The sequence below is a fragment of the Bacteroidetes bacterium SB0662_bin_6 genome, from assembly GCA_009839485.1.
In the GTDB taxonomy this organism is placed as follows: domain Bacteria; phylum Bacteroidota; class Rhodothermia; order Rhodothermales; family VXPQ01; genus VXPQ01.
In genome coordinates this window covers 170494-195703 of the sequence record VXPQ01000032.1, presented here as the reverse complement: position 1 = coordinate 195703, position 25210 = coordinate 170494, and the positions used below count along the sequence as shown (strand labels likewise).

Annotated in this window: 18 protein-coding genes and 1 pseudogene; 11 read left to right on the top strand and 8 right to left on the bottom strand. The window is 57.3% G+C overall.

Features of this window, described 5'->3' with window-relative positions:
* Positions 1–3: 3 nt before the first annotated feature.
* On the bottom strand, positions 4–717 hold the full coding sequence (locus tag F4Y00_05660; protein MYE04442.1) for a succinate dehydrogenase cytochrome b subunit: 714 nt from the start codon (positions 715–717) through the stop codon (positions 4–6).
* Between the two features lie 226 nt (positions 718–943).
* On the opposite strand from F4Y00_05660, the gene F4Y00_05655 reads away from it, so the two are divergent.
* Positions 944–1237, top strand: coding sequence for a hypothetical protein (locus tag F4Y00_05655; protein MYE04441.1), 294 nt, complete (start codon positions 944–946; stop codon positions 1235–1237).
* 112 nt (positions 1238–1349) lie between these two features.
* On the opposite strand, the gene F4Y00_05650 is transcribed toward F4Y00_05655, so the two are convergent.
* A complete protein-coding gene (locus tag F4Y00_05650; protein MYE04440.1) occupies positions 1350–2534 on the bottom strand; it encodes a citrate synthase in 1185 nt (394 codons plus the stop codon).
* Positions 2535–3126: 592 nt separating this feature from the next.
* Here F4Y00_05650 and F4Y00_05645 point away from each other — a divergent pair.
* The 6 genes from F4Y00_05645 (at position 3127) to murJ (ending at position 9195) form a co-directional block, all read left to right on the top strand.
* Positions 3127–4953, top strand: coding sequence for an Rne/Rng family ribonuclease (locus tag F4Y00_05645; protein MYE04439.1), 1827 nt, complete (start codon positions 3127–3129; stop codon positions 4951–4953).
* Positions 4954–5003: 50 nt separating this feature from the next.
* On the top strand, positions 5004–5786 hold the full coding sequence (locus F4Y00_05640) for a hypothetical protein (protein ID MYE04438.1): 783 nt from the start codon (positions 5004–5006) through the stop codon (positions 5784–5786).
* Positions 5787–5855: 69 nt separating this feature from the next.
* Positions 5856–6149: a hypothetical protein gene (locus F4Y00_05635; GenBank protein MYE04437.1), complete on the top strand. Its 294-nt coding sequence runs from the start codon at positions 5856–5858 to the stop codon at positions 6147–6149.
* Entirely contained in the window at positions 6136–6939 is an 804-nt protein-coding gene (locus F4Y00_05630; GenBank protein MYE04436.1) for an MBL fold metallo-hydrolase, read from the top strand. Before F4Y00_05635 ends, F4Y00_05630 begins: the two co-directional genes overlap by 14 nt.
* Positions 6940–7021: 82 nt before the next feature.
* Positions 7022–7453: a type II 3-dehydroquinate dehydratase gene (gene aroQ / locus F4Y00_05625; protein ID MYE04435.1), complete on the top strand. Its 432-nt coding sequence runs from the start codon at positions 7022–7024 to the stop codon at positions 7451–7453.
* A 5-nt stretch (positions 7454–7458) separates the two neighbouring features.
* The gene (murJ, locus tag F4Y00_05620; GenBank protein ID MYE04434.1) at positions 7459–9195 is read left to right on the top strand and encodes a murein biosynthesis integral membrane protein MurJ; all 1737 of its coding nucleotides are present in this window, start codon (positions 7459–7461) and stop codon (positions 9193–9195) included.
* 83 nt (positions 9196–9278) lie between these two features.
* On the opposite strand, the gene F4Y00_05615 is transcribed toward murJ, so the two are convergent.
* Positions 9279–9548 carry a hypothetical protein gene (locus F4Y00_05615; GenBank protein ID MYE04433.1) on the bottom strand — a complete coding sequence of 90 codons (270 nt, stop codon included), beginning with the start codon at positions 9546–9548 and terminating at the stop codon, positions 9279–9281.
* 297 nt (positions 9549–9845) lie between these two features.
* Here F4Y00_05615 and F4Y00_05610 point away from each other — a divergent pair, with 297 nt between their 5' ends.
* Positions 9846–12416, top strand: a complete 2571-nt coding sequence (locus F4Y00_05610; protein ID MYE04432.1) for a T9SS type A sorting domain-containing protein — start codon at positions 9846–9848, stop codon at positions 12414–12416.
* A gap of 135 nt (positions 12417–12551) precedes the next feature.
* Here the strand turns inward: F4Y00_05610 and F4Y00_05605 are convergent, their stop codons facing one another.
* The gene (locus tag F4Y00_05605) at positions 12552–12830 is read right to left on the bottom strand and encodes a chorismate mutase (protein ID MYE04431.1); all 279 of its coding nucleotides are present in this window, start codon (positions 12828–12830) and stop codon (positions 12552–12554) included.
* Positions 12831–12999: 169 nt separating this feature from the next.
* Positions 13000–14028, bottom strand: a complete 1029-nt coding sequence (tsaD, locus tag F4Y00_05600) for a tRNA (adenosine(37)-N6)-threonylcarbamoyltransferase complex transferase subunit TsaD (protein MYE04430.1) — start codon at positions 14026–14028, stop codon at positions 13000–13002.
* A 186-nt stretch (positions 14029–14214) separates the two neighbouring features.
* Here tsaD and F4Y00_05595 point away from each other — a divergent pair.
* The 3 genes and pseudogenes from F4Y00_05595 (at position 14215) to rsfS (ending at position 15677) form a co-directional block, all read left to right on the top strand.
* Positions 14215–14682 (top strand): annotated as a pseudogene (locus F4Y00_05595) (hypothetical protein).
* 165 nt (positions 14683–14847) lie between these two features.
* Positions 14848–15270: a LytR family transcriptional regulator gene (locus F4Y00_05590; GenBank protein ID MYE04429.1), complete on the top strand. Its 423-nt coding sequence runs from the start codon at positions 14848–14850 to the stop codon at positions 15268–15270.
* On the top strand, positions 15267–15677 hold the full coding sequence (gene rsfS / locus F4Y00_05585) for a ribosome silencing factor (protein ID MYE04428.1): 411 nt from the start codon (positions 15267–15269) through the stop codon (positions 15675–15677). The genes F4Y00_05590 and rsfS overlap by 4 nt, the downstream gene beginning before the upstream one ends.
* Positions 15678–15727: 50 nt before the next feature.
* On the opposite strand, the gene F4Y00_05580 is transcribed toward rsfS, so the two are convergent.
* From F4Y00_05580 to sprA, 3 genes are all read right to left on the bottom strand, one after another.
* The gene (locus F4Y00_05580) at positions 15728–16093 is read right to left on the bottom strand and encodes a hypothetical protein (GenBank protein ID MYE04427.1); all 366 of its coding nucleotides are present in this window, start codon (positions 16091–16093) and stop codon (positions 15728–15730) included.
* Between the two features lie 96 nt (positions 16094–16189).
* Positions 16190–16948: a lipoyl(octanoyl) transferase LipB gene (lipB, locus tag F4Y00_05575; GenBank protein MYE04426.1), complete on the bottom strand. Its 759-nt coding sequence runs from the start codon at positions 16946–16948 to the stop codon at positions 16190–16192.
* Positions 16949–16989: 41 nt separating this feature from the next.
* Positions 16990–25011, bottom strand: a complete 8022-nt coding sequence (gene sprA, locus F4Y00_05570; GenBank protein ID MYE04425.1) for a cell surface protein SprA — start codon at positions 25009–25011, stop codon at positions 16990–16992.
* Positions 25012–25210 lie beyond the last annotated feature (199 nt).

Below are 25210 nucleotides of genomic sequence, written 5' to 3'. Positions count from 1 at the left end.
GAGTTACGGGGCGAAAAAGTAAATGTACAGGGGCAGCACAATAAAACCTGCGGCAATGCCGACGGCGAGCAGGGCCGCGATCCCGTAGATCAACGGGGTCAGGCGGCGGTTCATGGCGCCCAGGGACTGGAGTGCGCTCCATACTCCATGGCGCAAATGAAATCCCAGCAAAACCATTACGCCTGTATATCCGAATGCATAGATCGGGTGCTGAAACTTCTCTGTGACCAGCCGCTTGAGATCCCGGATAGGTTCACCATCCACCAGCAGGCTATACCCTTCTGCGATACCGGGGCCGAACTTGAACGATTTGAGGTGGATCACGAGAAAAACAAGCAGGACGACACCTGTCAGGAGCATGGTTCGGGAACTCGGAGACTGCAATCCGGGGCGCCCGGCGCTTCGGTAGGTGTCGTAGCCCTGCTTTCTGGCGCGCCGCTTGCCGAGGTAGATATTTACTCCAAGGATGGCATGAATTACGAGGCAAATCAGGAGCACAATCTCGACTGCGTAGAGGAGCGGCCCCGTGCTCAGTAACTTGTGCGCATATTCGTTGTATGCCTCGCCCGCACCGAAGTAACTCAGGTTTCCTGCCATGTGCAGGATCACGAACCCCGCCCACGCGAAGCCGGTAACCCCGGTCAGCACCTTTTTGCCGATCGGGGAGGAAAGGGCCGACCAAAGACCAGGTTTGTCGTGTTTAATCCGGGGCGCCATGGTGCAGGGCTTTTCGGGCCTCGTCAGGGCGTAACAGGATACAAAAAGGGATGCTAAGGATAATAAATATCAGGTTCCATTGGATTATTACAAACTTTGTGAATATACTGTCTATTGTCCGGAATTGAGCCGCATGCTTTGGGGAGAGGGCGTTTGCGGGGTATCTCGCAAGAAGCTCTGCCAAAGATCTGCACTTGAAGAACCACTCGCCATAAGGAGGCCAGCTATGACGATATTGCGTACGTTTTCCATAATGACCCTTGTGATTGCCTTGACGGCTCTTGTCGGCTGTGGAGGGCAGGAGGCGGATAGCGAAGATGCTATGATGGAAGACCATGACATGGAGATGGAAGGCGAAGCCATGGAGATGGAAGCCGATGAGATGGAGATGGAAGGTGACGGGATGGAGGGAGAGATGGAAGGTGAAGACATGGGGGACATGGGGGATGAGGAAGGCATGGAAGAGGAGGCCATGGAAGAAATGGAGGAGGAGGCATCCGCGGAGGAGGCAGAGGAATAGTTTATTCGCCTGATTGATATCACACGGCCTGTGGTCAGGACAGATTCTGATCACGGGCCGCAGCACATCTGCCTTGCTTCTTTTTTCCTCGTTTATTCGTGGAGAAAAGTGTTTACGCGCGCTGCCCGATCGGCAGTGTACGTTTTCCTTGTGGGCCAACATATGCGGCCTTCGGGCGAATCAGCCTGTTGTCTTCCCATTGTTCCTTCAGGTGAGCACTCCAGCCTGCCGTTCGGCTTAATGCGAAGATGGGCGTGTACAGGTCGATAGCGATGCCCAGCGCGTAGTAGATGGAGGCGCTGAAGAAATCCACGTTGGGATACAGGCCTTTCTCCGCCTTCATAATTTCCATCATTTCCAGGCTCATTTCATACCATTTCAGGGAGCCGATTTCCTCACCGAGTCCTTTGCTCATGTCTTTGAGAATGCCGGCGCGCGGGTCCATCGTTTTGTAGACACGGTGCCCGAAGCCCATGATGCGTTCCTTCTTTGCAAGTTTTGCCGCGATATAGTCGGCGGGTCGTTGACCGGAACAGTCGATTTCGAGCAACATGCGCATGACTTCCTGATTGGCCCCACCGTGGAGCGGACCTTTCAGCGCGGCAATGCCGCCTGTTACCGCCGAGTACATATCCGATAGCGTTGCTCCGATCACCCGACTGGCAAAGGTAGAGGCGTTCAGCCCGTGTTCGGCATGAAGCACCAGGCATGTGTCGAACGTGCGTTCGGCCATCTCTCCGGGTCTTTCGCCATTAAGCATGTAGAGAAAATTGTGCGCATGCGAACAATCCGTGCGAGGAGCTACCGGTTCTTTTCCTTTACGCAACCGGTCGATCGCTGCAATGATCGAAGGAACACGCGCAACGATCCGGATTGATTTTCTGTAGTTCGCCTCAGGCGATCCGTCATCGGCCTCGTCGTCGAACAGACTTAGTGCAGAAACTGCCGTTCGGAGGGACGCCATGGGATTGGCGTCTTTGGGAATGCGGCGTAAAATACTCCATATGCCTTCCGGCAGGACAAGGGCTGCCCGTAATTGTTCTTTCGCCTGGTCGAGGCGAGCCTGATTAGGAAGGTCCCCGTCGTGGAGAAGGCAGAAAACTTCTTCGTAGGAAGTGTTTTGGGCGAGATCGCGGATATCGTAGCCGCGATACGATAGTTGTCCAATTTTCCCGTTGACAAAAGCAATGTGTGAATCCAATGCAACGACATCAGCCAGTCCCTGCACCTTCACTGCCGGCGTATTTTTTGATTTTTCGGGGTCTTTCGATACGTTGTTTTGAGCAGAGGCTGGCATGATGGGGGGTTATGTGGTATTTACGCGGGCAGCTCCGTACCAGGGCTGGCCTTACTATTATAGCACCGAAATTTCGGTTTTGTGTAGCACGTCAAAGCTGATATACTTACGCGTAAACCAGGACAAAGTGCCGATTCGGCGCCGGGATCATTTATGCAGCGCCGGCATCTAACATAATAGAAAATGTTGAGTTTTCTTTAGCTGCCCCGGCTGGGGTGCTGATCTTCACACACGACTTTTTACAATTTTTCAAGGAGCGTAGCACGTTGTCCTTGAGTCGGTTTTTCGATACTGTTTCCCGTAAGCAGCGTACTTTGTGCGTTGCCTATGCGCGAGGTGGAGCGTTCATGCCGAATAGCCCGTTTACCGGGCATATTCCAGTTGTCTGGCGACGCTCCAAACCTGACGGCACACTCTTCGAAACGTGTTTCATGCATGTGCTTGCAACCATTGCATGGAATACCTGCCTGTCTCCACATGAAAATGCCATTGGGACCGTATCGGCCCATCGTTCAGGCGCCATATCCGGTCCGGCAGATCCGGGTGCACAACACATCAACCGGCTCATCGAAGGCGTGTGCTCACGTCTTATATGGGTAAGGAAATTGTCATCAATGCAGAGAAGGCGCAAACGCGGATAGCCATCGTAGAAAATGGAAGTCTCGCAGAACTCTACATAGAGAACCCTGATAATTCCCGAACGATCGGCGACATTTACCTTGGCAGGGTCTGCAAGGTTATGCCAAGCATCCAGGCCGCGTTCGTGGACATTGGGCGAAAACAGGACGCCTTTCTACATTTTTCCGATCTGTCGGATGACATCGGGCAGTTGCTCGCGTTCGTGGACGCAAAGCAACCGGATGTATCCCGCACAGTCAATCAAAATCGGAAGCCGCCGAGAAAACGGGGCGCACGCCGCAAGCCGCGCCGCGATCACAGCGCATCCGGGCGAACCGACGAAACAACTCGCGTTGCGCCGATAGCGAAACTCCGCGCTCGGCGACGACTCGTACAACGCCTGTCGAGAAGAACCGATAAAAGTCTCCGATCCGCCGATCCGCCGGAGAAGTATCTCAAGGTCAACCAGCGCATTCTGGTCAAGGTCGTCAAGGAACCGATCTCGAATAAGGGCAGCCGTGTTTCCACGGACATTTCGATGGCTGGACGCTTTCTGGTTCTCGTTCCGTTCGGAAACTATGTAGCCGTGTCCAAGCAGATTCATTCGTACAAGGAACGGCGGCGGCTCAAAGCGCTCGCCAAAAGTCTCGTTCCTCCAGGCGTGGGTCTGATCGTGCGTACGGTGGCCGAGGGGAAAAATGCTAAAACGCTCGACACGGATTTACAACTGCTGCTTGATAAATGGCGCAAGATGGAGCAGAAACTCGCGGGGCGCCCCAACCCGCCCATGCCGGTTCATCGGGATGTGAATATGCTCTCGTCGGTTATGCGTGATCGGTTCTCCGAAGATTACGACCGGGTGCTGATCGACAACGAACGGCTTTACAGAAACGTCAGGAATTACATTCAGGCGGTAGCTCCACAGATGGCCGACGCCATCCGGCATCACAACGGAAAGAAGCATGTGTTCGAGGTGGCCGGCATCCAGGCCGAAATACAGGAGGCATTCGAAGGGCGTGTTAATCTTCCTGGCGGCGGGTATCTCTTTATCGAGCATACGGAGGCCATGCATGTGGTGGATGTGAACTCGGGCAGGGCGGGACATGGGCTTTCGCAGGAGGAAAGTTCGGTAAAGGTGAATCTGGAAGCCGCGCGCGCCATCGCCAAGCAAGTTCGCCTGCGGGATCTCGGCGGCATCATCGTAGTCGATTTCATTGACCTCCGTGATGAGAAGAACCGGAGGAAAATCTATGATGAGCTCAGGAAGGAATTCAGAAAAGACCGCGCTGTGACGAAGGTACTGCCCATGAGCGACTTCGGGCTTGTCCAGATCACCCGGCAACGTTTGCGTCCAAGTGTCACAGCGGGGGGAAACTCCCCCGATTTTCTGACGAAGAATGGTTCGGCCGGGACGGCGCAACCCGCCCGGAGCGAAACGCGGCCCCCCGAAAAAAAGGACCGGAACGAACCGAAACGGTCTTCCGGAAGGGGGCGTGGGAGTTCCCGGGGAAGGCGCCCGGATCCGATGGTGGTGCTCCAGGAAATTGAGCAATGGGTGGTGGGGTACAAGGCCCTGGGCGGTTCCCGGCGCCTTACGCTATGGACGCACCCGTTTACGGCCGCCTGGCTGAGGCGCAAAATTACCGCCAACCGTTTCGGGTTCTTTCTGAAACATTCGCTGTCGATTCGTCTCAAAACAGACGGAACGATGTCGCCGTACGCGTTCCGCGTCACGGATACCCGATCCGGGGAGGACCTCACCCGGAAGGTTCCGTTGTCGAGAGGCGCGAGACCCGGTTAGGTCGAACGGCCTTGCGCCAAGGACCGCTTCCCCTGCTTTTCTTACTCATTATGTCCCTTCGCAGAAGTCCGTTGTTTCCGGTTGCAGGCGTTACGCTGGCGTTATTGCTTGCTTTTGCTTCTCTTGCGGTGGTTCCGGAGGTCCATGCACAGCTTTTTTCCTACGGAAGGGTGGCACAGCAACGCGCCGGAGAGCTTTCGATCATCTGGCAGGCCGTCGATTTCCAGCCTGACACGAACAGGCCGACCGAAGGGGCGCCGATGTTCACCGGCCCGGCCTATGGTATTATGTACGCACGGGCCAATATCTCCGCGACCCTAACCTATGGGTCGGAAAGCTCCACCGCTGGTCACAACTCGAGGTTACTTGACGTTGCCGTGGCAACCTGGAGCTCTCTCTTCACCATCGGAGCCTCGGAGACGTCCCGGCTGTACCTTCCCCTGACGTTGCAGACGAACTACCGTCGCGTAGCGCCGAAGGGGCAGGCGAATTCCCCCTTTGGATCGTTTCAGGTGACGGTGATTGGTTTGGGTGTTGGCCTGGGTGGGAGCACGGAGCGGGGTAAAAATGTCCGTTTAGAGGCACGGGCCGCTCCGGCATTGGGTATTGCGCTGCGTTCCTTTGGGGGAAGCACGGGTATGGCATGGCTGGTGGATGCGGGTGCGCGTATGCATATTCGCGAGGTGTTCAAGCGCTTTGGTTTGTCCGCGGGATACGGATTCCGTACCCAATCCTGGCGGGTGGGCGAGGCGAACCTGATCCTGGAACCCAGCGAGACCCGACTTGATTACCTCGGGTCCCAACACATGATCACATTGGGTCTGAACTGGTAACCGCAGGGTTCCGAACATCCCGCCGCACAATGCAATGAGTATCCTGGTCCTATCCATACGGACGTTCCGATGAAGACAAAACACATCCTTGAAGAACTCAGGGAAGCGGCAGCCGGGTTTGGTCTGGAAGTGCGCATGGAGAAGGGTAATTTTCGAGGTGGGCGGTGTAAGATTGCCGATGAGGAAATCATTGTGTTGAACAAGCAGCATCTTCCCGAAACGCAATTGGTCGTGCTGGCGAACAGCCTTCGGGGGTTGCCCATCGACGATATCTTTCTAAAACCCTCCGTGCGCGCCGCCGTCGAGGAAATATGGCGACAGCATGAGCCGGCGGAGTTCTACGAAGCGGATGACACGGAATGAGGACCGAATTCGAGTTACCTTGCTTGGCACGGGTACATCTACCGGCGTTCCCGTAATAGGGTGTGCGTGTCCTGTATGCACTTCCGGGGATCCCCGCGACGAACGTACCCGGAGCGCATGTGTCTTCGAGACGAAGGGGCTCCGCATCCTTATAGACATTGGACCGGATTTTCGCAGGCAGGCGCTTCGCGAAGATATCCGGCATATCGATGCGGTTCTGTTCACGCACCACCATTTCGACCATGTGGGCGGGATTGACGATCTCCGTCCTTTTCTGTTCAAAAACCGCCGTCCCGTTCCTTGCTATGCCCGCCGCAATACGGTGGAAGTCCTGCAAAAGATGTTCACTTATATCTTTGAGGACGGTTCGTATCCCGGGGTTCCCAATCTGGTTCTGAAAGCCGTCGATGGCCCCTTTACCGTAACCGGGCGCAGCGATTCCTCCTGCTCGGTGTCCGTTATTCCCATCGATGCCTATCATGGGCCCCTGCCCCTTTTCGGATACCGGATAGGAAAGTTCGCCTATCTGACGGACACCAATCGTATTCCGGAAGAAAGTTTCGATTTACTGCAGGACCTGGATGTGCTGGTCCTCGATGCCCTGCGCGAGGAGGGGCATCCGACCCATTTTTCCTTTGACGAGGCGATCCGCGCCGCGCAGCGCATTGGTGCACGGCAGACGTATTTTACCCACATGACGCATAGCACGCTGCATGCCGACGCCGATGCTCGTTTGCCGGAAGGCATTCGGCTCGGATACGACGGATTGGTATTCGAAACGGGCGTCTGAAGACACGATTCCCTCTGCCCGACGCCGTTTGCGTATATTTCCGTACCCGCCTCTCTTGCATGAACGGTCCGGAGGATACTCCATGAAACTGTTTATTCTCAATGGTCCCAACCTGAATCTGCTCGGTACGCGCGAAACGGAAACTTACGGAACCGCCACGCTGTCCGACATGCAGGATGCATTATGCGCTCTGTTCCCCGACGTCGATTTCCGGTTTGTCCAGAGTAATCACGAGGGCAATCTGATCGATGCGCTTCATGAAGCGGCCAGCGAAGGCGCGTCGGGCGTGGTGTTCAATCCCGGGGGCTTTACGCATACGTCCATAGCATTGCGGGATGCGGTGGCGGCGGTAAATGTGCCGGTCATCGAGGTGCATCTTTCGAATGTGCATGCCCGCGAATCTTTTCGGCATCGCTCTCTGACGGCAGCCGTAACCGCAGGGCAGATTGTGGGTCTTGGCATGAAAGGATACGAACTGGCCGTGCGCTACTTCCTGGATGGAGCGGGAGCGTAACGCGCATGAGCGATATTCCTTTCGAACCGGCAGAAAGTCCCGAGCCGGAGGTTCGGGCAGTCCGCAACGGAGATGACGACACGTCGCCGCCCGGCAATGCGGCCGGCGTCGTTGGGGCGGGGATTCTTACCAGTCGCCTCATGGGGTTCGTGCGGGAGCGGGTGGTTGCCCATTTCTTCGGGCTGGGCGCACACGCCGATGTTTTTCAGGTGGCGTTCCGGGGCCCGAACCTGCTGCAAAATCTTTTGGGAGAGGGCACGATCTCGGCGGCGTTCATCCCCATCTACTCGAAGATGATCGAGGAGGGGCGTGAACGGGAGGCAGGCCGGTTTGCCGGTGCGGTTTTCGGCTTGCTGCTTGCCCTTACAGCCGCACTGAGTCTGGTGGGTATCCTGCTTGCCGAGCCGATCGTGACGATTTTCGCAGTCGGTTTTCGGGACGATGCGGCCGCAGTGGCGGCGGGCGAATTGCCGATCAACCGGTTCGAATTGGCCGTACAGGCGGTACGGATCATATTTCCGATGACCGGCCTGCTGGTGCTGGCGGCATGGTGTCTGGGCATACTCAATAGTCATCGCCGGTTCTTTCTGCCTTACTTTGCTCCCGTGCTGTGGAATGCGGCCATCATCGGCGCCCTGATCGTCGGTGCGCGTATGGTGCTGGCGCCGGCGGCAGGCTTGCAAGCGGGTGCGCGGACCGATCTGCTGTTCGCTGCGTTCTACGGTGCCTTTCTGGGTGGTTTCCTGCAGTTCGCAGTGCAGGCGCCTCTCGTGTTCCGGATGCTTCGCGGCTTCCGGCTTGCCTTTTCCGCGAAGATTGCGGGCGTCAGGGAGGCGATACGCGCCTTTGGACCTGCGGTGGCCGGACGGGGCGTCTATCAACTGTCCTCTTATCTTGATCTTTTGCTGGCTTCCTTGCTGGCGGCCGGCGCCGTATCGTCGCTGCGGCCGGCGCAGATGTTGTACATTCTGCCGATAAGTCTTTTCGGTATGTCCCTGGCCGCGTCCGAATTGCCCGAGCTTTCCCGCTTCGGCCTGGAGAAAACCGAAGCATTCATGCAGCGCCTGGGCCGGTCCATAAACCAGATGCTGTTTCTGACGGTGCCCACATGCATCGGGTACCTGGCTTTTGGCCTGCTTATCGTCGGGGCGCTTTTCCGCACCGGGGAATTCGGCTCCGAGGATTCCTGGCTCGTCTATCTGGTGCTGGCTGGTTATTCACTGGGGTTGCTTGCCACGGCCATGTCCCGACTGCTGCAGAACGCGTTCTATGCGCGCAAGAATACGCGAACGCCGGCCCGCATTGCCGTAGTGCGTGTGGTCGTATCGACGGTCGTGGCTATCCCGGCGATGTTTCTGCTGGACGGGATTGCCGTCGGGGATGTCGCGGGTTTCGTCGCGGAAGGTCGTACGCTGTATCTGGGCAGTCTCGGGCTGGCCATTGGCGCGACGACAGGCGCATGGATCGAACTATGGCGTCTCCAGCGATCCATGGGAGCCATGATACCTGCTTTTCGCCTGCCATGGGCGGGTGTGCGGCGCATGACGGCGACGGCGCTGGCTGCCGCGGCGCCCGCAGGAGTCGTATGGTGGCTTCTTCCCGGCATGCACATTGCGGTCGAAGCGCTGATCGTGGTATCGGTGTACGCAACAGGGTATCTGGGCGCCTCGTTCCTGCGACGCGCCCCTGAAATGGATCCCCTGATCGGACAGTTTGTCAAGCGCGGAAAGGAGGACGGATAACCGGACGCAGATGTCGGTACCTTTTATCCCGTGTGCGACCGGCATTTGTCGTTGGCCGCATACGTTTCCCGGCCGAACGGGGTTTACTCAGCCGGTTCCTCATGCGAATGGACTTCGATATGCGCATACGATTGTCCATCCCATTCCCCGAGATACAACCGACCCGTTACCTGCAGGCGGGCCGGGGTTTCCACGGCCTCAGGAAAGACGAGGACGTACGTATTGCGATCCGATGTTTCGAGCACATACGCGGCAAAAGGTTCGTTGCCGCGCACGGTGACCATGCCTTCCACCGTGATGGTGTCTGCGTCGGATACGCGATCTGTGGCGCAGGAGACAAGACAGGCTGACATAAAGCATGCCGCGCACACAAAAATCGCGTATTTTCGGTACCGGCGGATGCGGTATGCGCGGCATGTATTCCACACGCCGGTCCCGTGTGTACCGGACGGCTTCATTCGCAGTTGTTTGCGCACGGTGTAATCGGATTTCATTTTGCTGAAAACAAGGGGGGGGGCACTGTTTACGAGAGTGTGCGTACCTTTGTTACAAGGTATACATTCCGCCTGATTCAAAACCTCGGCGTATGCCGCTATTCCTTTCCTGATCGTCCCCCGTTCTTTGTTCACAGGCACCTATCTCGCACTTCGATGATCAAACACCTTACCGCATGTTTCTCCCCGGCGCTCTGCTTTGCCGTACTGATGGTCGTGTCGCCTGCGTTTGCCCAGTCTTCGGGCCGGCTTGAACCCATGCAACCGCCTGTCGCCGAGGAAGACCCTCTTCTGTCGGCGGACGACGGGATGCGCGTTATCCACGTGACGGACCGACTGGATCGGATGCCGGAAGCTGTAGCCGCATTCCAGGCATATCTTGAGGCGAAAGCGCTTGGTTTGCTGCCCGTTGCAAAGACCGCGGTATCCTATGAGATCGGCTCTGAGCAAGAGTTCAATGTACTTACCGACCTCAGCAGAGACACGCCCAGTTGGGAAACCCTCACGTTTACGCTGGTGGACGAGAGCGATATCGCCAATATCTGGGTTGCTAACGATCAGCATCAGCAGGGGGTCGCCAGCGAGGAGCAACTTGCACAAATCTCGGCCTATGTGCTTACCGAGACGCCTGAGGGATCCTGGAACTCCGAAAAGGGTCTTGTTGAAAACAGCAACGAGATTTTCGGCGATCCGCCGGATTCGCCCGATGCGGACGGCAAGGTCGATATTCTTCTCTTCGATATCGAGGAGGGCAACGACGATTGCTGCGTGCTCGGCTACGTCACATCGCGGGATCTGGATCCCAATCCGGATCCGGGCGAGGGCAATGCGGCCAACATTCTTTATGTCGATCTGCCCCAGGGGCTAAGGGGAGGCGTTGCTTCGCTTGGCGGTACCATTGCGCACGAGTACCAGCATCTGATCCATTATGCCTATCAATCGGGGCCGGGATCGGAGTTGACCTTCATCAACGAGGGGTTGTCGGAATGGGCGGAACTGCTGAACGGCTTTCCCCCCCGACGCATCCGGTATCTGAACGATCCGGAGGAGATTCGTGTCCGGTTGCTCACCTGGCGCGACCGGGGAACGATCCGGCAGGTGGAAAACGATTACCAGCGTTCGGGGCTCTTCACCACCTACATTGCGGACCGGATCGGGCCGGAAGCCACCGGGTCCATCGTGCAAGCAAAGTGTCCTTCGGGCGTCAATTATTGTCCGAGCGGGTCGTGGCTCAACGGCGTGTTCGGATACGACCTCATTCTGGGCGAGAACAACCTTACCACGGCGGATATCGTGGCGGATTTTCATACCACGAATTTCGTCAACGACGCGGGAGTCGATGCGAAGTATGCGTACAAATCCCCGTTCCGGCAAGGCTTGAGAGCGGTATCTACAGTCACAGTGGATACCGAGGTGGAGCCTGCGCCCTCCGGGACCACGGTGAACGTTTCGAGCGGGGCCGTCGATTATCTGACCTGGGAGAGTGTCACGAACCTCGAACTTGAAATCAGGGACTTCGAGGATGCAGGAGGCGGGGGCGAAGGCGGAGGGGGAGGAACGGGCGCCCGGATTGCTGCGGGCGCAAGCAACCGTTCCGATCTGTCGCTGCGGCTGTTCACCGAAACGGAGGCGGGCGCGAAGCAACTCGTGGACCTCGATCCCGAAACGCAAGAGCATACGGTTGCCGGGGAGTATGCACGGGTGACGCTTATTGTCGTGAACACCCGGGCGTCGGAGAGTTTCAATGCCCCGTCCATCAAGCTCGATATTACCGGAAACTGGGGAGGCGCCGCGTTCGATGTGACCACGGTGGCCTACGACACCGGTGCAAATGAGGACGAGGTATTCCTTTTTGCCGACGCCGAAGACATTATGGCTCAGCTCTACGATGTGCCCTCCTCCGGGTCGCGTCTGGGGGCGGTCTTCGTGGCGCCGATATATGATAACCAGTACACTAATCGCACGGCGCCCCTCGGCGCGCCCCGCGATTTCACCCTCAAAGTATGGAATGTGGGCGATGACGGTTTACCGGGCGATGAACTCTATAGCATGGATGTGGATGAATCACCCAGTGGTTCACCGCGCATCGATCGTGAGAGAACGTATTCATTCCTGAGGGTCAATCTTCCGGCGGACGAAGAGGCGCTTTCGATGCTACCGGAGCGGATTTTTATCGGCCTTGCCAATAAGGGAACCGATATCAATTACCTTTCTGCCGTGTTTGCGCGTGCGAGAAGCACCGTGCAGGACACCCTGGCGTACTGGTACACCACGTACACGAATCGGGATGGAGAAAGCGTTACGGGTTGGAGTCCCGTGGCGAGATTTCGGACGTGCCGGGAGAGAGATGACAACGACAATTGTGTCGACTGGTTGTCGCTCGCCGGGCAGGTGTTTCCTATTCGCGCCCGGTTCCTTACCCCTCTGGGCCCTGTGTCCACGGATGATCCTGTAGAACTCCCATCGGCTGTCCGTCTGGCGCAGAACTATCCGAACCCGTTCAACCCGAGCACCTCGATTTCCTGGACGCAACCGGTTGCCGACCGGGTCCGGCTGTCCGTGTACAACCTGCTGGGGCAAAACATGGCTACGTTGGTGGATGGCCTGCGCCCGGCAGGCGAGCATGAAGTGCGGTTGGATGCCTCCGGGTGGGCCAGCGGCGTGTACGTCTATGTGCTCGAAACAGGGAAGCACACGCTGACCCGGCACATGGTGCTGTTGAAATAAATAATGGTGGCAAGCGATAAGCCGGGACCCTGTTTTCGATGGCAGGGTGTGCGCTGTCGCGTCCGGTTGGTGCGGGGATTGCCCGCCGTCCTGCGCCAGGGTTGGGAGAGGTGCAGCAGAGCCTCGGCTCCAGTGTTATTCGCCTTCGTCCAGTTCTTTATACTTGTGTCGTTCGTCCGAGCGGGTTTCATCGATTACCCGTTCGAACAGTCTCCGTACGGCGGCGTCGGACAGGGGTCCCTTGTTCCCGGCCAGGACATTACGGATGACTTCTGCTTCCCGCTTCGGGAAATACACGGGTAAACCCATTTTTTTCTTTATTGCGCCGAGGGCGTTCGCGCACTGCACCCGCTCGTTCATCACGAGCAGCATGATGCGGTCCAGGACATCTATCCGTTGCCGCCAGGGCGTCATATCGTCTTCGGAAGGATGCGCCGGTATGTCGGGAGCGTCCTCGCCGAAATGATCCATCAGATCCTGCATGGACTGCCGCAGGCTTTCCGGCAGCTTCGATCCGGAGGGCATGAGAAGGACTTCGGTTGCGTGAAATCTCGGAAGGGGATGCATTTCGGGCGATCCCGCGCTACGGAAACGTTGCAAGGGGAAGGTTCGGTTCCGCTACAGGGTTGTCCGGCGGGTCCGTTTTCCCGATAGAGAGCCGGATGTACGCCGCAAAGGCAATCATGGCGGCATTGTCTATACAGTATGCGGGCGGGGGTATGTGTATGCGTACGCCGCATGTTTCGCCCAGTGTTTGCGCCCGCTGTCTCAGTCTTGCATTGGCGGAGACGCCCCCGACCACATGTACGTCACGCACCCCGGTTTCTTCGATGGCGCGGTGCAGGGCGTCGATCAACATATCCACGACCGCTTCCTGGAAAGAAGCGCAAATATCCGGCAGATGGCGTTGCATGAGCGCCGTGCGCTTTTTTTCGCCGAGCCCGTTCAGGTAGTAGAGCACGGATGTTTTCAGCCCGCTGAATGAAAAGTCGTGTCCTTCAAGGCGGGCGCGTGGAAAGCGATGGAAGGCCGGATCTCCCTGTGCAGCGAGATGGTCGATAGCGGGGCCGCCGGGATAACGGAGATCGAGAAGGCGGGCGACTTTGTCGAAGGCTTCTCCTGCAGCGTCGTCCCGGGTTGTGCCGAGGATGCGAAGGGCAAGCCCTTCCTCCACGAGCACCAGCTGCGTGTGCCCTCCGGAAACAATGAGACAAAGCCAGGGATGCTCCGGCAGCTCCCGACCGATCAACGCGGAAAAGATGTGTCCTTCGAGATGATTGATTCCCATCACCGGCACGCCCAGCCCGAAAGCGTAGGCCCGGGCAAAGCCGAGCCCCACCAGCAGCGATCCGGCAAGACCGGGTCCTCGGGTTACCGCCACGGCGGTGAGGTCGGATGGTGCGACGCCGGCTTTGCGGAGCGCCGTACGAACCACCGGAACGATGCGTTGCTGGTGCGCACGCGAGGCGAGTTCGGGGACCACCCCCCCGAACCGGGTGTGAACCTGCTGCGAGAAAATCTCGCTGGAAAGCACCTTGCCGTTCGCTACGATAGCGGCTGCCGTATCATCGCAGGAGCTCTCGATGCCCAGTATGCATGCGTCGTCTGACATAGGGTGCAATAGTCGGGGAAGTACCGCGTTACCTAAATATATTCAATGTGCGGGGATATCGATTCGTATTGACAAACAGTTCCGGGAGGTCTATTATTCAGGTATAATGGGCGTTTCCGTACTATACGTTCCCGTCGCACTTTTTCAGCAGCGCATGACCCTGCGCCACAAACCGTTTTCGTTATGATGCGAAACACGCTGTTTCTTCTTTGGCTGATCGTATTTTTCGGCGTAGCTGTACCCGCGCAGGCCCAACTCCGCGAGGATGCGCGTAATCAGGAAGTCCAGTCCCGGCTCTATGATGCCCGGTCCGGACCGGCTTTTTCACTGAATCGGCTTTTCAGTCCGCAGCATTTCCGGATGGGGCATTCGTACGAAATGTCGATAGGATCGTTCGGCGGGGTTGGTTCGTCGCTCGGCATGTACACCAACACCATGCGCTTCCAGTTCAACAGCAAACTGGCCGGGCGGGTTGATCTGGCTTATGCCTTCTCGCCGTTCGGGGGATCGAATATGTTCGGCGCCTCGCAGGGAATGCAGGGTCGGTTCCTTTTGCGTAATGCGGAGATTGCCTATCGCCCGAACGACAAGGTGCAATTGCATTTTTCCGTGCGGCAAAGTCCGTATGGGAGCTACATGAACCCGTACGGATACGGGGGCTACGGCAGGTACGGCTATGGATATGGCCCCGGTTTCGGGTACTCACCTTATTATGGCAGCCGCATGATGTATATGCGCGTGGGGTCTGCCGACGATCTTTTCTGGAACGATAATCTTCGCTAAGCAAGGCCGCTGCGTCCTCGATTAATTGCCCGGTTTATGGGTCGTTGGAAGAATCGCTTCATGGGGGCGGCCATTGCTGTACTTGGCCTGGTTGTACTCGTGCTCGCCTACAATTTCGTGACACGGGTTACCCTTCTTCCCGATCAGGAAGACAGAACTGCTCGCGAAATTATACAAGTCGAGGTGCGTAACGGGTGTGGTATCGGCGGTCTGGCGGGCGTGATGACGCAGTTTCTGCGTGAGCACGGCTATGACGTGGTGGAGGTAGGGGATTACGAATCGTTCAATGTGGCTCGCTCCATGGTGATCGACCGGGTCGGGAATCTTGAAACGGCGCGTAAAGTGGCTGAAGAACTGGGTATTCAACAGGTCGAACAGGATATTCGCCCGGAGTATTTTCTGGACGCTTCGGTAGTGATCGGCCTGGACTACGAGACGTTGCGTCCCTTCAAGGAATGAATATGTCTATGGATGTTTCGTACACGCTGGTTACGCACGCCGTGGAGGCCATGCTTGACAAGAAGGCCCGGGATGTCACGGTCATGGACATGCGCGATGTAGCCGGCTTCGTCGATTATTTTGTGATCGGCACCGGTGATTCAGAGCTGCAGATCAAGGCGGTTGCTGAAGAAGTAAGAGCGCGCCTGCACACGCAGTGCGGTGAAAAACCATGGCACCTCGAAGGCGCTGATGTCTGGCAATGGGTGTTGCTTGACTATGTGGATGTGGTAGTGCACGTCTTCAGCCCTGAAAAGCGGGCATTTTACGATCTGGAAAGATTGTGGGGCGATGCGCCGAAAAAACATGCGGATCCGACCGGGCTGCTGCACGAGGGCGGCCTGCGCACGTCCGGGGGCGCGGGATAAGGCACACGGAGTGATGCCGCCGGAAGCGGGGGCTGTGTTCCCGGACGGGTTCAGGTGATCTCGTCCTCTTCGAATAGGATGGTGATACCGGGGAGGAGATTGTGCCGCTTTGCCAGTTTGAGGAGAGCACCCGCGGCTTCCTCGGGCGAGTTGAAGGAAGCATTCTCCTTACTGTCCACGGCCATTTCGTAGCCGATGGCTTCTTCTCCTTCACCGTCTTTTTCCCAGGCGGTTGCCTCCTCGATCACAAACGCCCCGTCTTCGGGCATGAATGAAGCGATAAAGCGCTCCCGTTTCTTTTGCGTATCGATCAGACTGAGGCTGCCGATGGCGCCGTACTCATCGTCGTAGAAAAGCGTTTCTGCGAGCAGTATGCGGACGAATTGTTCAAGATTGAGAGGTTTATTTGCAGCCATCTGTCTGGAATTGTGCGCGTGTTTGTTTGCTTCGATCCATCTTTTTCGGGTACCCCTGATTGTCCGGAGAGGATCCCCGAGCAGGATGCGTGATGTTTATTCCTCAAGGAAATCGGCGAGAAATTCGTTGGCGACGATGCCGCTGAATTGGCGGACCTGTGCTTCGAACAGGTTTGCGAAGTGGTGAACGATCTTTTCCTTCACATTCTTCGGGTCGAGAGCGTGTTCTGTCTCCTTTTCGAGGGACGTTACGTTACCGTCTGAAATTCCGCAGGGCACGATGTGCGAGAACCAGTTCAGGTCCGTGCTTACGTTGAGGGCAAACCCGTGCATGGTTACCCAGCGGCTGCACCGTATGCCCATCGCGCATATTTTTCGGGCGATTTCGTTCCCTGGACCTGCTGTCGCGTCCGCATCGATCCAGACTCCGGTGCGCCCTGCAATGCGCCCGCCTTGCACACCGTACGATGCGCACGTGTCGATGATCGTTTGTTCGATCAGGCGCAGATACTTGTGTATGTCGGCAACGAATCGATCCAGATCCAATATGGGATAGCCCACGATCTGGCCCGGGCCGTGGTAGGTAATGTCTCCACCCCGATCGATTTCGACGAATTCGGCGCCCCGTCGTCGAAGCAGTTCCTCGGAAACGAGCAGGTTTCGGCGATTCCCGCTTTTTCCGATCGTGTACACAGGCGGGTGTTCAACGAACAGGAACACATGCGGGAGGGCTTCCGGGGGAGTGCGTCGCTTTGCCGTAATAAGGCGATGCTGGATACGCTGCTGGAGAGCCCAGGCGGGCCGGTAATCCATCTGCCCGATGTCGCAGACCATTACGGATCTCGATGTGCTCATATTATGTGGCCTCCATGCCTTTTGACGGGGCGGGATTCGGCTCAGTTGGCGATGCTTAACCGGAAATTAACCCCACCGTTGATGTTGGTGGAGGAAGGCGTACGACTGTCTTCACTGATGAAGTTCTCGTAGCGAAGCGTGAAATCCGTGCTGACGCGATTGCTGATCTGGTAGGAAATGCGGGGTGCGACCGTGTAGCGTTTCGAAGCGGAAATAACCGATACGTTGTCTCCCTCGAGTGCGTCGTCGACCCGGAATTCCTGGCGGCGGTCAATGTAATCCGTTAACGCCCGTCGCAGCAAAAAGCGCCGGTCGCTCAGGTTGGCAACGGACATAGTCAGGCTGAAACTGATCCGGTTGTTGATCCTTTTCAGGAAGGGCAACTTCATGCCGGATCTGGAATAGTTGGCCGTCATGGTGATTTGACTGTTGTTGTTTTCCGACACCTCGAAGTTGGTGGTGCTCAGCACGTAGGAGGTGCTTTTCTCCCAGGTAATGCTCGTCTGAAGATTGCCTTTGAAGGAAAGGTCAAGCCCGATCAGCGGCTGGAAGCGTTCGTTTACCCGGAGACTCCCGATCTCGTCTTCGGGGATGGTAAACACGATTTGCTGTCCACTCAGCGCAAAAGCACGGGTCGAGTCACTCGAAATCACATTGCGGCGGTAATCCGTGGCGTAGTCCGAGCTATAGCCATGCCGGATGCTGGCATTCGTAACCAGGTTGCGGATGATGGGCCATTGCCCGATTCCCGACCAGGAAATTTGCCAGCCGGGCATGGGGAAAGGCAGGAATCCTCGTGAGTCCACTGTACCCAGGCCGGAGAGGAAGGCATCCTGAAAATCGGTGACGATGGATTCATTGGTGAGCACGATACGCCCGTCTCCATTTTCGTCGCCGATGCGCCGGGAATCAGCCGCCCGGGCATCGTCTTGCTGGTAGGTTTCCAACTGCCTTGCGAACATGTCCAGATATCCCGGCCCGAAGACCCAAACGGATGCCCGGTTCGATCCGGTGAATGTTTCTGTGATCGTGATCGGGTCCGGACGGTACGTCCGGTTGGTGCTGTTTGTCCAATTGGCATTCCAGGTCAGATTGATCTGGAGGGATTGTGTGGGGTTGAGCGTCGTGCGCCCTTGTATCTGCTGCTGAGCCGTCAAGGCGTCCCGCACTTGTATCCGGTCACTGATGATACGCTGTTCAAGGGGTAGATCCCGTTCGAGTCCGAAGCGGTATCCTAAAGGCGGCCCTTCGTTATTGAAGATGGCGTCCACAAGACTGTAGGGGGCATCTACGCCGAGGATGTTGTCGTTATCATCCAGTAAGAGCCGTCCCACGTTGCTGGAATTGCTGCCCTGGTTCGATCTGTACGTGATCGTCAACTCCCTGATACCTGTGATTGCCAGGAGGGTACGGCGAGCTATCGAGGCAGGGTTCGGCAACAAAGTCGTGAAGAAATTCGGACCGCTGTCCTCTTCTTCGGCTTCCACTTCAATGTTTTCGTCACCCGGCGTTTCTTCTTCGGCTTCGCCGGTCAGTTCCAACTCGCCGGCAGGCGGTGTGTCTTCTTCCTCTACAGGCAAGACTTCGGGCGTGGGCAGCGCCTCCTCGCCTTCCAGGGGCATTTCTTCCGTTTCGAGCAGCGCCTCTTCCTCTTCCTGTATGGCATCGTCCTCTTCGCCTTCACCTGTTCCCTCTTCTTCCGCCGCCTCTGCAGCGGCCTTTTCCCGCTCCCTGCGCTCTTCCTCTTCCTGTTCCAGGCGTCTTCTTTCCTCACGCTCCGCTTCCCTGATAGCCCTGCGTTCCTCTCTCGCAGCAGCGCGTTCCTGCCGGCGCTGTGCACGCTCGGCCTCCTTTTCCTGCCGGTATTGGTTCTCTGCCTGCTCCATCACTTCGTAGAACGGGATTTTCCGGAACAGGTCCTGCAGGTGGATTGTGTTGCTGCCGCTCACCTGGGACTGGTTGCTTGCAGAGGCGCCGGTGTTACGCCCAACCGAACCGTTTCTCCAGGAGAATTGTGAACTCCAGGTGATATTCTGGATATTAAACCAGTCCAGGGAAGCCGGCATTCTGGGATTGAAGGTAGCCGTGAATTGTTCGTTGTGCTGATCGGTTCGAACCCCTTCGTGTCCCGAGAAGATGCGGTTGAGCACCTGGCCTGCTCGAACCAGACGCAATTCGCTGATTTCGTACCGTGTATCGTTTTCATTGATCAGTCCCGAAGCGAGCGCTTCTGCTTCTGTCGTGTTCGCAAAAAAGCTCTCGTTACTCAGACTGTCCACCCGGATTACAGTAAATACGGTATCCACCCCTGCTGCATTCAGGCTCTGGCTTGTACTGGCCGTATACGACACGTTGAGGAACTGGAACGGATCGTATTGGAGGTTGCCGTTGCGCCGGTGCGAAAGCGCGTGCGACTGGCGCAGCGGAAATTCGACCAGCTCCGGCAAGAATTCCGCCATCGGATCGGGAAGTTCGCGGCGGCGGTCTTGCGACACGCTGAAGTTCCGTGCCGCTGTGGCTCCGGCCGTGACGGCCCTGGGGGCATAATTGAAGTTCAATCCGCCGAGGGTGCGCAACACGGGGATATCGCCGAGGAACCAGAACGGGCGCACCGTACGCGGCCGCCGAACATTCACCCGGTAGGTGAGAGAGGAGTTCCAGCGCTGGTTGTCCCGTTTTCGCTGGGATGGATTACTTGCCGCCGCATCCGAGGAAGAAAAACTGAAGGCAATGCCGTCCAGCGTATTGCGCAACACCCGCGAGTCGGATCCCGACTTTCCGACGCGTATACTGTAGGAGCGTGTGACGGATCGGGTTTGGGCCGCTTCGATGATTTCGTCTTTTTTCTGCTCACGTTCCGCCTCGGTCAGTTCGTCGTTCCGATCGGTCTGTGTAAGCAGTTCCTCAAGGCGAATGTCTCCCCGGTTGGGTGAAAAACGAGGCGTTGTCGTCTGATTGGATACCTGGACCGAGGCGGGAAGCGTCCAGCCGTATTTTTCCGGGATGAATTTGTCGAGGTTGACATCGGTCGTAACGCTCCAGTTGGATATTTTATCCTGCTCGCGATCACCCAACGTGCTTTCCAGGCCACCGAAGCCGTCAGTCTGGTGTTTCCAGCTGGCTCTGAGCGTGGCGAAATCGGCCAGTTTGATATCTGCGTTTCCGATAGCGGCCCAGCCGTTCGTTTCATCGTAGCCGGATACCCGCAATTCGTTTACCCAGACCGTCACATCCCCGAGAATATCTTCGGGCCGAGAGTTCCGAACGCCGGCAATGGTCGAGTCCGCCGTGTTGCGAATACCAAGTACGATCGTGTTGATGCCGCCGAGGGAGGGTCTTCCCTTGACGCCGAGGCGGGTACCCGGCGGGGCGAATTCAGCGATGCCGGGACTCAGGGGCACATCGTGAATATCCGACCAGTAGACGCTGTCTGTGGCGAAGGCCCGGTCGTCGCGCGATACCTTGAGCTGGTTCAGGGCCCCCAGTTTGATATTCACCGAATTCAGATCGATGAGTTCGCCTCCTACCATGCGGCTGGTCTGCCAGAGTTCGTCGGCGTCTCTTGAGGCGATCGAACTGGGGGACAGCGGCATCTCGTACTCGTAGTAGTCGTTCGTTTCGTTGGCGCCAAGGCGCAGGAAGAAGCGAACGTTATCCCGCTCTTCGATGGGTGCGCCGTCCCCCCGTTCGCCGTGCATGTGCAGAAACATGCGCAGGTTCGAGTATTTCAGCAAATCGACTTCCTGATTGTACGTCTTGAAAATAGCCTGCTGCTTGCCGGGCGTCAGGTTCTCGACCCGCAAAGCCATGGCCTGTTCGCGGGCGTTTTGCAGTTCCCCTGCAGTGGTGCGGATCTGGCTGATGATCGTGCCGTTGGGCGTGGCGTACGTGGTGCTGTTTTCCTCGTTGTTTATGCTCGAAACGGAGAGGCGCGTCTGGTCCCGCAGGATGTCGGCCGGAAGGCTTCGTTCGGATATGACCGCCTCGGATTTCTGCCATTGGGCGCCCACCAGCTCGAACGTCGGGAAACGGAGTGTGACAGGGTTATCGTGTCCGGTGGTCCATACCCGGATCGATTCGATGAGGCTGAAGTCCTGTATATTGCCGACCCGGCGCGTGAAATCCCGGACGGGAATGCGGATCTGATACCATCCGCCGCCCGGCGCAATTTCCGTGACGACATAATCGTTCGTGCGCTCCGGTCTGGCAAGGGAGTCGAGCGCTGCAGGCGCCAGAGGCAGTTGGTACTGAAAATAGCTGTTGTCGGTATCGGCCGCCGAATTGATGTTGAGGTCCTCGGTGTCGGGAAGGCGCGAATTGCCCCTGTTGCCGTATAGAGAGGGGGCCAACTCTTTCTGGGCCTCGAACGAGTTTATTTCCGTGCTTGGAAAGTAACGGGAGAAGCGCTCCTGCACACTGGCGCCGCCCGGATAATACACCGGGTTTTCGAAGTATTCGTTTGCTCCGAAGTAGAAAAAGTCGTCGCCCGAAGGGTCGAGCCGGGCTTTTGCCGCCTCGGCGCGGTAACGGGGGTCGGATACCCCGTCGTCGAGCGCATCGAGGAAATTGCTGAAATGCGCTTGTTCGGTTACCAGATCGTCGTAATCGGAGGGGGAGTAGGAAGCCAATCCGTCCAGGCCAAGATCTTCCGTGCGTTGTCCGTCCACGTCGATCGTAATATTCTGCGTACCGCTGGCGGTGCGGCTCCATGAGTCCAGATCGCGTACGCTGACGCTGGCGAGGGTAAGGCCGTCCTCCGTGTTGAGCAGGCCGTTGGGAATGATGTCTTCCGAAATGGAGCCGAGATCCACGAATAACTTCGCATCCCGGTGAACACGTCCTCCGCGTTCGGGATACACCTTTACGATGAATTCGATAAACTCGATGTTCTTGGTCGAGAAATCGGTATATCCTTCCGGCAATCGCTGCACCATGCCGCCCCATGTGTTCCGGGGTTCGTCGAGAAAGCCCTTGAGATCTCGCGTGTAGTTGTACGGTCCGCGCTGGTGGGGCGTAAAGTAGACGTCAAGCGGCTGGATAAATGGATGCGATTCCTTGCTGACATCCTTGTTCGGCAATACTTCGTTGATGCGGACCGGGCAAATAGCCGGATCCACCGAATCACATTTTGTGTTTTTTCCGATCAGATCTTCCAGCGTGTTCTGGTGCAGCGAGTACCAGCCAAGCACCGCGCGCCAGTTGGTGCGCAACGAATCCGCCGTAAAGCCCGAAAAGTCGGCAGGATATACGCTGATCGAATCGGGGGCGGAAGCGAGGTGCCACCCGCCGGCCTGCCGCAACGAATAGGTATTTTCGAAGCCCTCGAAATCGTCGAGATAGGAAATGCCCCTCAACTCGTCGCCCTCGAAGTCCTGGCCCAGTTTTCTGAGATTCCTCCGTGACCGTTCGAAGGCTGTGGTAGGATTTGCTCCGGGGCGGAGTTGCGCAAATTCTCCGGATACCCGGATATGGCTGGGCGCCCGGGTCTGGATCAAAGGAATGGCGTCGACGGCGCGCGTCAACCACAGAGGCTCTATGTTCAGTTGGCCGTCCAGTCCCCAGATGGTGTTCGAAATCGGCTCCTCCCCGACGCGGTATTTATCGATAGGGGATTTCTGATTCAGTCTGAACATCGTACTCCCGAATGCGAGTTCGTCGCTGACGACATAATCGAGGCGGGCGCCGAGCAACGTCTTTTTCTGGATGTTGAAGTATGAGTTCTGCTCGTAATCGATTTCGATGGCGCGCCCCCCGATCAGGTAGGCGTCATTGATGATCGTGACCGTGCCGCCCTGGTAATCCACTATGAAATCGGTGCCCTCCGTCAGCCTGCTTCCGCCCGATGTGACGTTAACGGACCCTTCGATGAGTCCTGAAAAGGCGCGCAAGTCGTAGAAATCCTGTACGGCGCCTCTGTAAGATCCCCGTATACGATATACGTCGAATTGTGACTGGCGAGCAGCCAGTTCTTTCTTTTGCGTATAGAGGCCGGCGTACGCGAATTTGTTTTTGCGGGCCTGTTTTTGGCTTTCAGGGATGTCCAGACCGTCAATAACGTCCTCTATATGACTTCCGAAGGGTTCGAGCCAGGGGAAGATCAACTCGCCTTTCGAAGGGTTGATCGTGAAGTTGACGAGATAATCGAAAATGTCATCGGGGCGTTCCGCAAGGTCTGTATTGAGACGGTCGAGTCCGAGGAGTTGGAGAAGCGTTTGCCGTTTGGCGCCGTTCAGTTCGGGTATGACGGTAGCCGCCGGACTGCCCGGGGGCTGGTATTCCACTTGCAGTTCGAAGTCGTTCGGGTTCAACCCCCGGCCGGGTATCCGGTAGATGTTGCGCAATTCGAGATACCATGCGGCCGGGTTGAAATCCCCTTCGGGGTTGGGTTGGCGCAGTTGCACAGGCTTGAGCAGTTTCAGTACGAGGCGATCCGAATTTTGCCCGCCGGAAGCCCCCCCTGTTTCCGAGGAAAAATCTCCCACCTGATACGTTTGCCCATTTGCCCGGAAACGAAAAGCCACGGCCAGCGCCTCGTTTTCCTGCATGCGCTGCCGCAAGGAGATATACCCGAGCACATTGTCGAAATCGAAGTCGCTCCCCGGCCGGAGTTTCTTGAATTTACCCACCTGAAAATCGTCGTCGCCCAGACCCAGTGAGGCCAGATAATCCTGTGGCTTGGCCTCGCCGTTCCGGACCTCCGCATCCAGCGCGGCTTGCGGGTATCGCCAGACATCGGTGCCGGGAAGGGTCTGCGCCGTATAGCCGTTGGCCAGACGCACGACATCCTGGGGTTCTCCAAGATCGACCAGTGCAACGGCCTGGCGCACATTTTCCTCTTCGGCGCTGGTTCGTTCGAGTTTCCAGACCTCGATGTCGGTGATGCTTTCGAACCCGTTGGCGACGAGTATCTGCGGAGGGCTTTGCAGGGCGTCTTCCCAGCGATTGCGGAAATAATAGGCAAGGAAATAGTGCGTATTGTCGTTGTATTCCGTCGGCTTCATGTCGAATTCCGTCGTCTGGGCCCCGCCCTCGATGGACAGGCTGTTCGTCTGGCCTTCCTGCTGGCTTGCCACCGTCGTCAGGTGCCAGCCGCCCAGTTGGAATTCGCTTTTGATGCCGAACAGACTCTGGCCGCCGCGAATCAGGCGCGAGGGCGTCGAAAGGTTGACGTTTCCCGCTTCGATATTCCGGATAATTTCGTCTTCGTATCCCGTGTACTGTAGCCGGAGTTGATTCTGGAATTCGAACTGATTTTGCGTGTCCCAGTCTACGTCAATGTCGAGTTTGTCGCCGATCGAGCCCGTGATGCCAAGGCGGATGTCCTGATTGAATTCCGGAGAAAGTTGTCCGGATCGTCCCGTAACAGCCACCTGCTGGTCGCTTTTGCGGTAATCGAAGCCGGCCTGGATACTGGCCTGCCCGTTTACGCGAAGGCTCACGGTGTTTGCGCCGAATATGGTGCTGAAGGCGCTTTGCCGGCCGCCGGGTATGGCGATATTGAATCCAATACCGCCCCGGGTCCGCTGCCGCCGTTGCTGGGCTTTCTGTTCGCTGATGATACGCCAGTTGTCGCTGAGCCAGGCGTTCAGGCGGCGTTCCCGGTAGCTTTCGAAGTCGATGACGAGCGGATATCGCACCTCGCTCTCCCCGACGAATTCGCGGACGATAAACTCCTTCCGGGTGGAGTCGAGCTCGACCTCGTGGCGCCAATAGTTGCCCAGTGCAGGGAAGAAGGGGCGGCGGGCCCGTTGAACCGGGGACGCCATCCGGCGGTCGGGCTGTGTGGACGGCAGGTAGAAATCCGCCCTGCGATAAGCCGTGGTATCGGTCGTGTCGGCTCTCTCGGCGGCATTGCCGAAAATCATCTCGAATGTGAGGGTGTCCGGGTCGGCCGTTGCGGTGCGGTTGAAAAAGATCATCCCGAATGTGGGGGCGTCCGTATCCGAAACGGTGTCGTCTTTCGGCGGTGGAGAAACCTGTGCGCTGCCGTAGTGCGCCGCCATGCCTTGCAACAGGACCGCCATGATGATGGCGCCTGCTGCATGCGCGCGTGGGGCATCCATGCGACCGGGGCGTTTTTGTCCCGTTATGCGTACGGCGTGCGAACTCACCCGACTTCTTCGCGATGATCGTGGATAACTACGATGTATAGACGACCCGATTACCCCGCGGCGGTTTTGCAGTACTCTGATGGGGGACACTGATCCCCCGCTGCGGAGCGTTTTATCGTCCTAAGGCGGGGCGGTTTTTGACAAGCCCCTT

Coding starts and splice junctions, on each gene's coding strand:
- F4Y00_05580 (MYE04427.1), bottom strand. CDS start 16,093: ATGGCTGCAAATAAACCTCTCAATCTTGAACAATTCGTCCGCATACTG.
- F4Y00_05660 (MYE04442.1), bottom strand. CDS start 717: ATGGCGCCCCGGATTAAACACGACAAACCTGGTCTTTGGTCGGCCCTT.
- F4Y00_05645 (MYE04439.1), top strand. CDS start 3,127: ATGGGTAAGGAAATTGTCATCAATGCAGAGAAGGCGCAAACGCGGATA.
- F4Y00_05630 (MYE04436.1), top strand. CDS start 6,136: ATGACACGGAATGAGGACCGAATTCGAGTTACCTTGCTTGGCACGGGT.
- F4Y00_05590 (MYE04429.1), top strand. CDS start 14,848: ATGGGTCGTTGGAAGAATCGCTTCATGGGGGCGGCCATTGCTGTACTT.
- F4Y00_05610 (MYE04432.1), top strand. CDS start 9,846: ATGATCAAACACCTTACCGCATGTTTCTCCCCGGCGCTCTGCTTTGCC.
- F4Y00_05650 (MYE04440.1), bottom strand. CDS start 2,534: ATGCCAGCCTCTGCTCAAAACAACGTATCGAAAGACCCCGAAAAATCA.
- lipB (MYE04426.1), bottom strand. CDS start 16,948: ATGAGCACATCGAGATCCGTAATGGTCTGCGACATCGGGCAGATGGAT.
- F4Y00_05640 (MYE04438.1), top strand. CDS start 5,004: ATGTCCCTTCGCAGAAGTCCGTTGTTTCCGGTTGCAGGCGTTACGCTG.
- aroQ (MYE04435.1), top strand. CDS start 7,022: ATGAAACTGTTTATTCTCAATGGTCCCAACCTGAATCTGCTCGGTACG.
- F4Y00_05635 (MYE04437.1), top strand. CDS start 5,856: ATGAAGACAAAACACATCCTTGAAGAACTCAGGGAAGCGGCAGCCGGG.
- F4Y00_05615 (MYE04433.1), bottom strand. CDS start 9,548: ATGTCAGCCTGTCTTGTCTCCTGCGCCACAGATCGCGTATCCGACGCA.
- sprA (MYE04425.1), bottom strand. CDS start 25,011: ATGGATGCCCCACGCGCGCATGCAGCAGGCGCCATCATCATGGCGGTC.
- rsfS (MYE04428.1), top strand. CDS start 15,267: ATGAATATGTCTATGGATGTTTCGTACACGCTGGTTACGCACGCCGTG.
- F4Y00_05605 (MYE04431.1), bottom strand. CDS start 12,830: ATGACGCCCTGGCGGCAACGGATAGATGTCCTGGACCGCATCATGCTG.
- tsaD (MYE04430.1), bottom strand. CDS start 14,028: ATGTCAGACGACGCATGCATACTGGGCATCGAGAGCTCCTGCGATGAT.
- murJ (MYE04434.1), top strand. CDS start 7,459: ATGAGCGATATTCCTTTCGAACCGGCAGAAAGTCCCGAGCCGGAGGTT.
- F4Y00_05655 (MYE04441.1), top strand. CDS start 944: ATGACGATATTGCGTACGTTTTCCATAATGACCCTTGTGATTGCCTTG.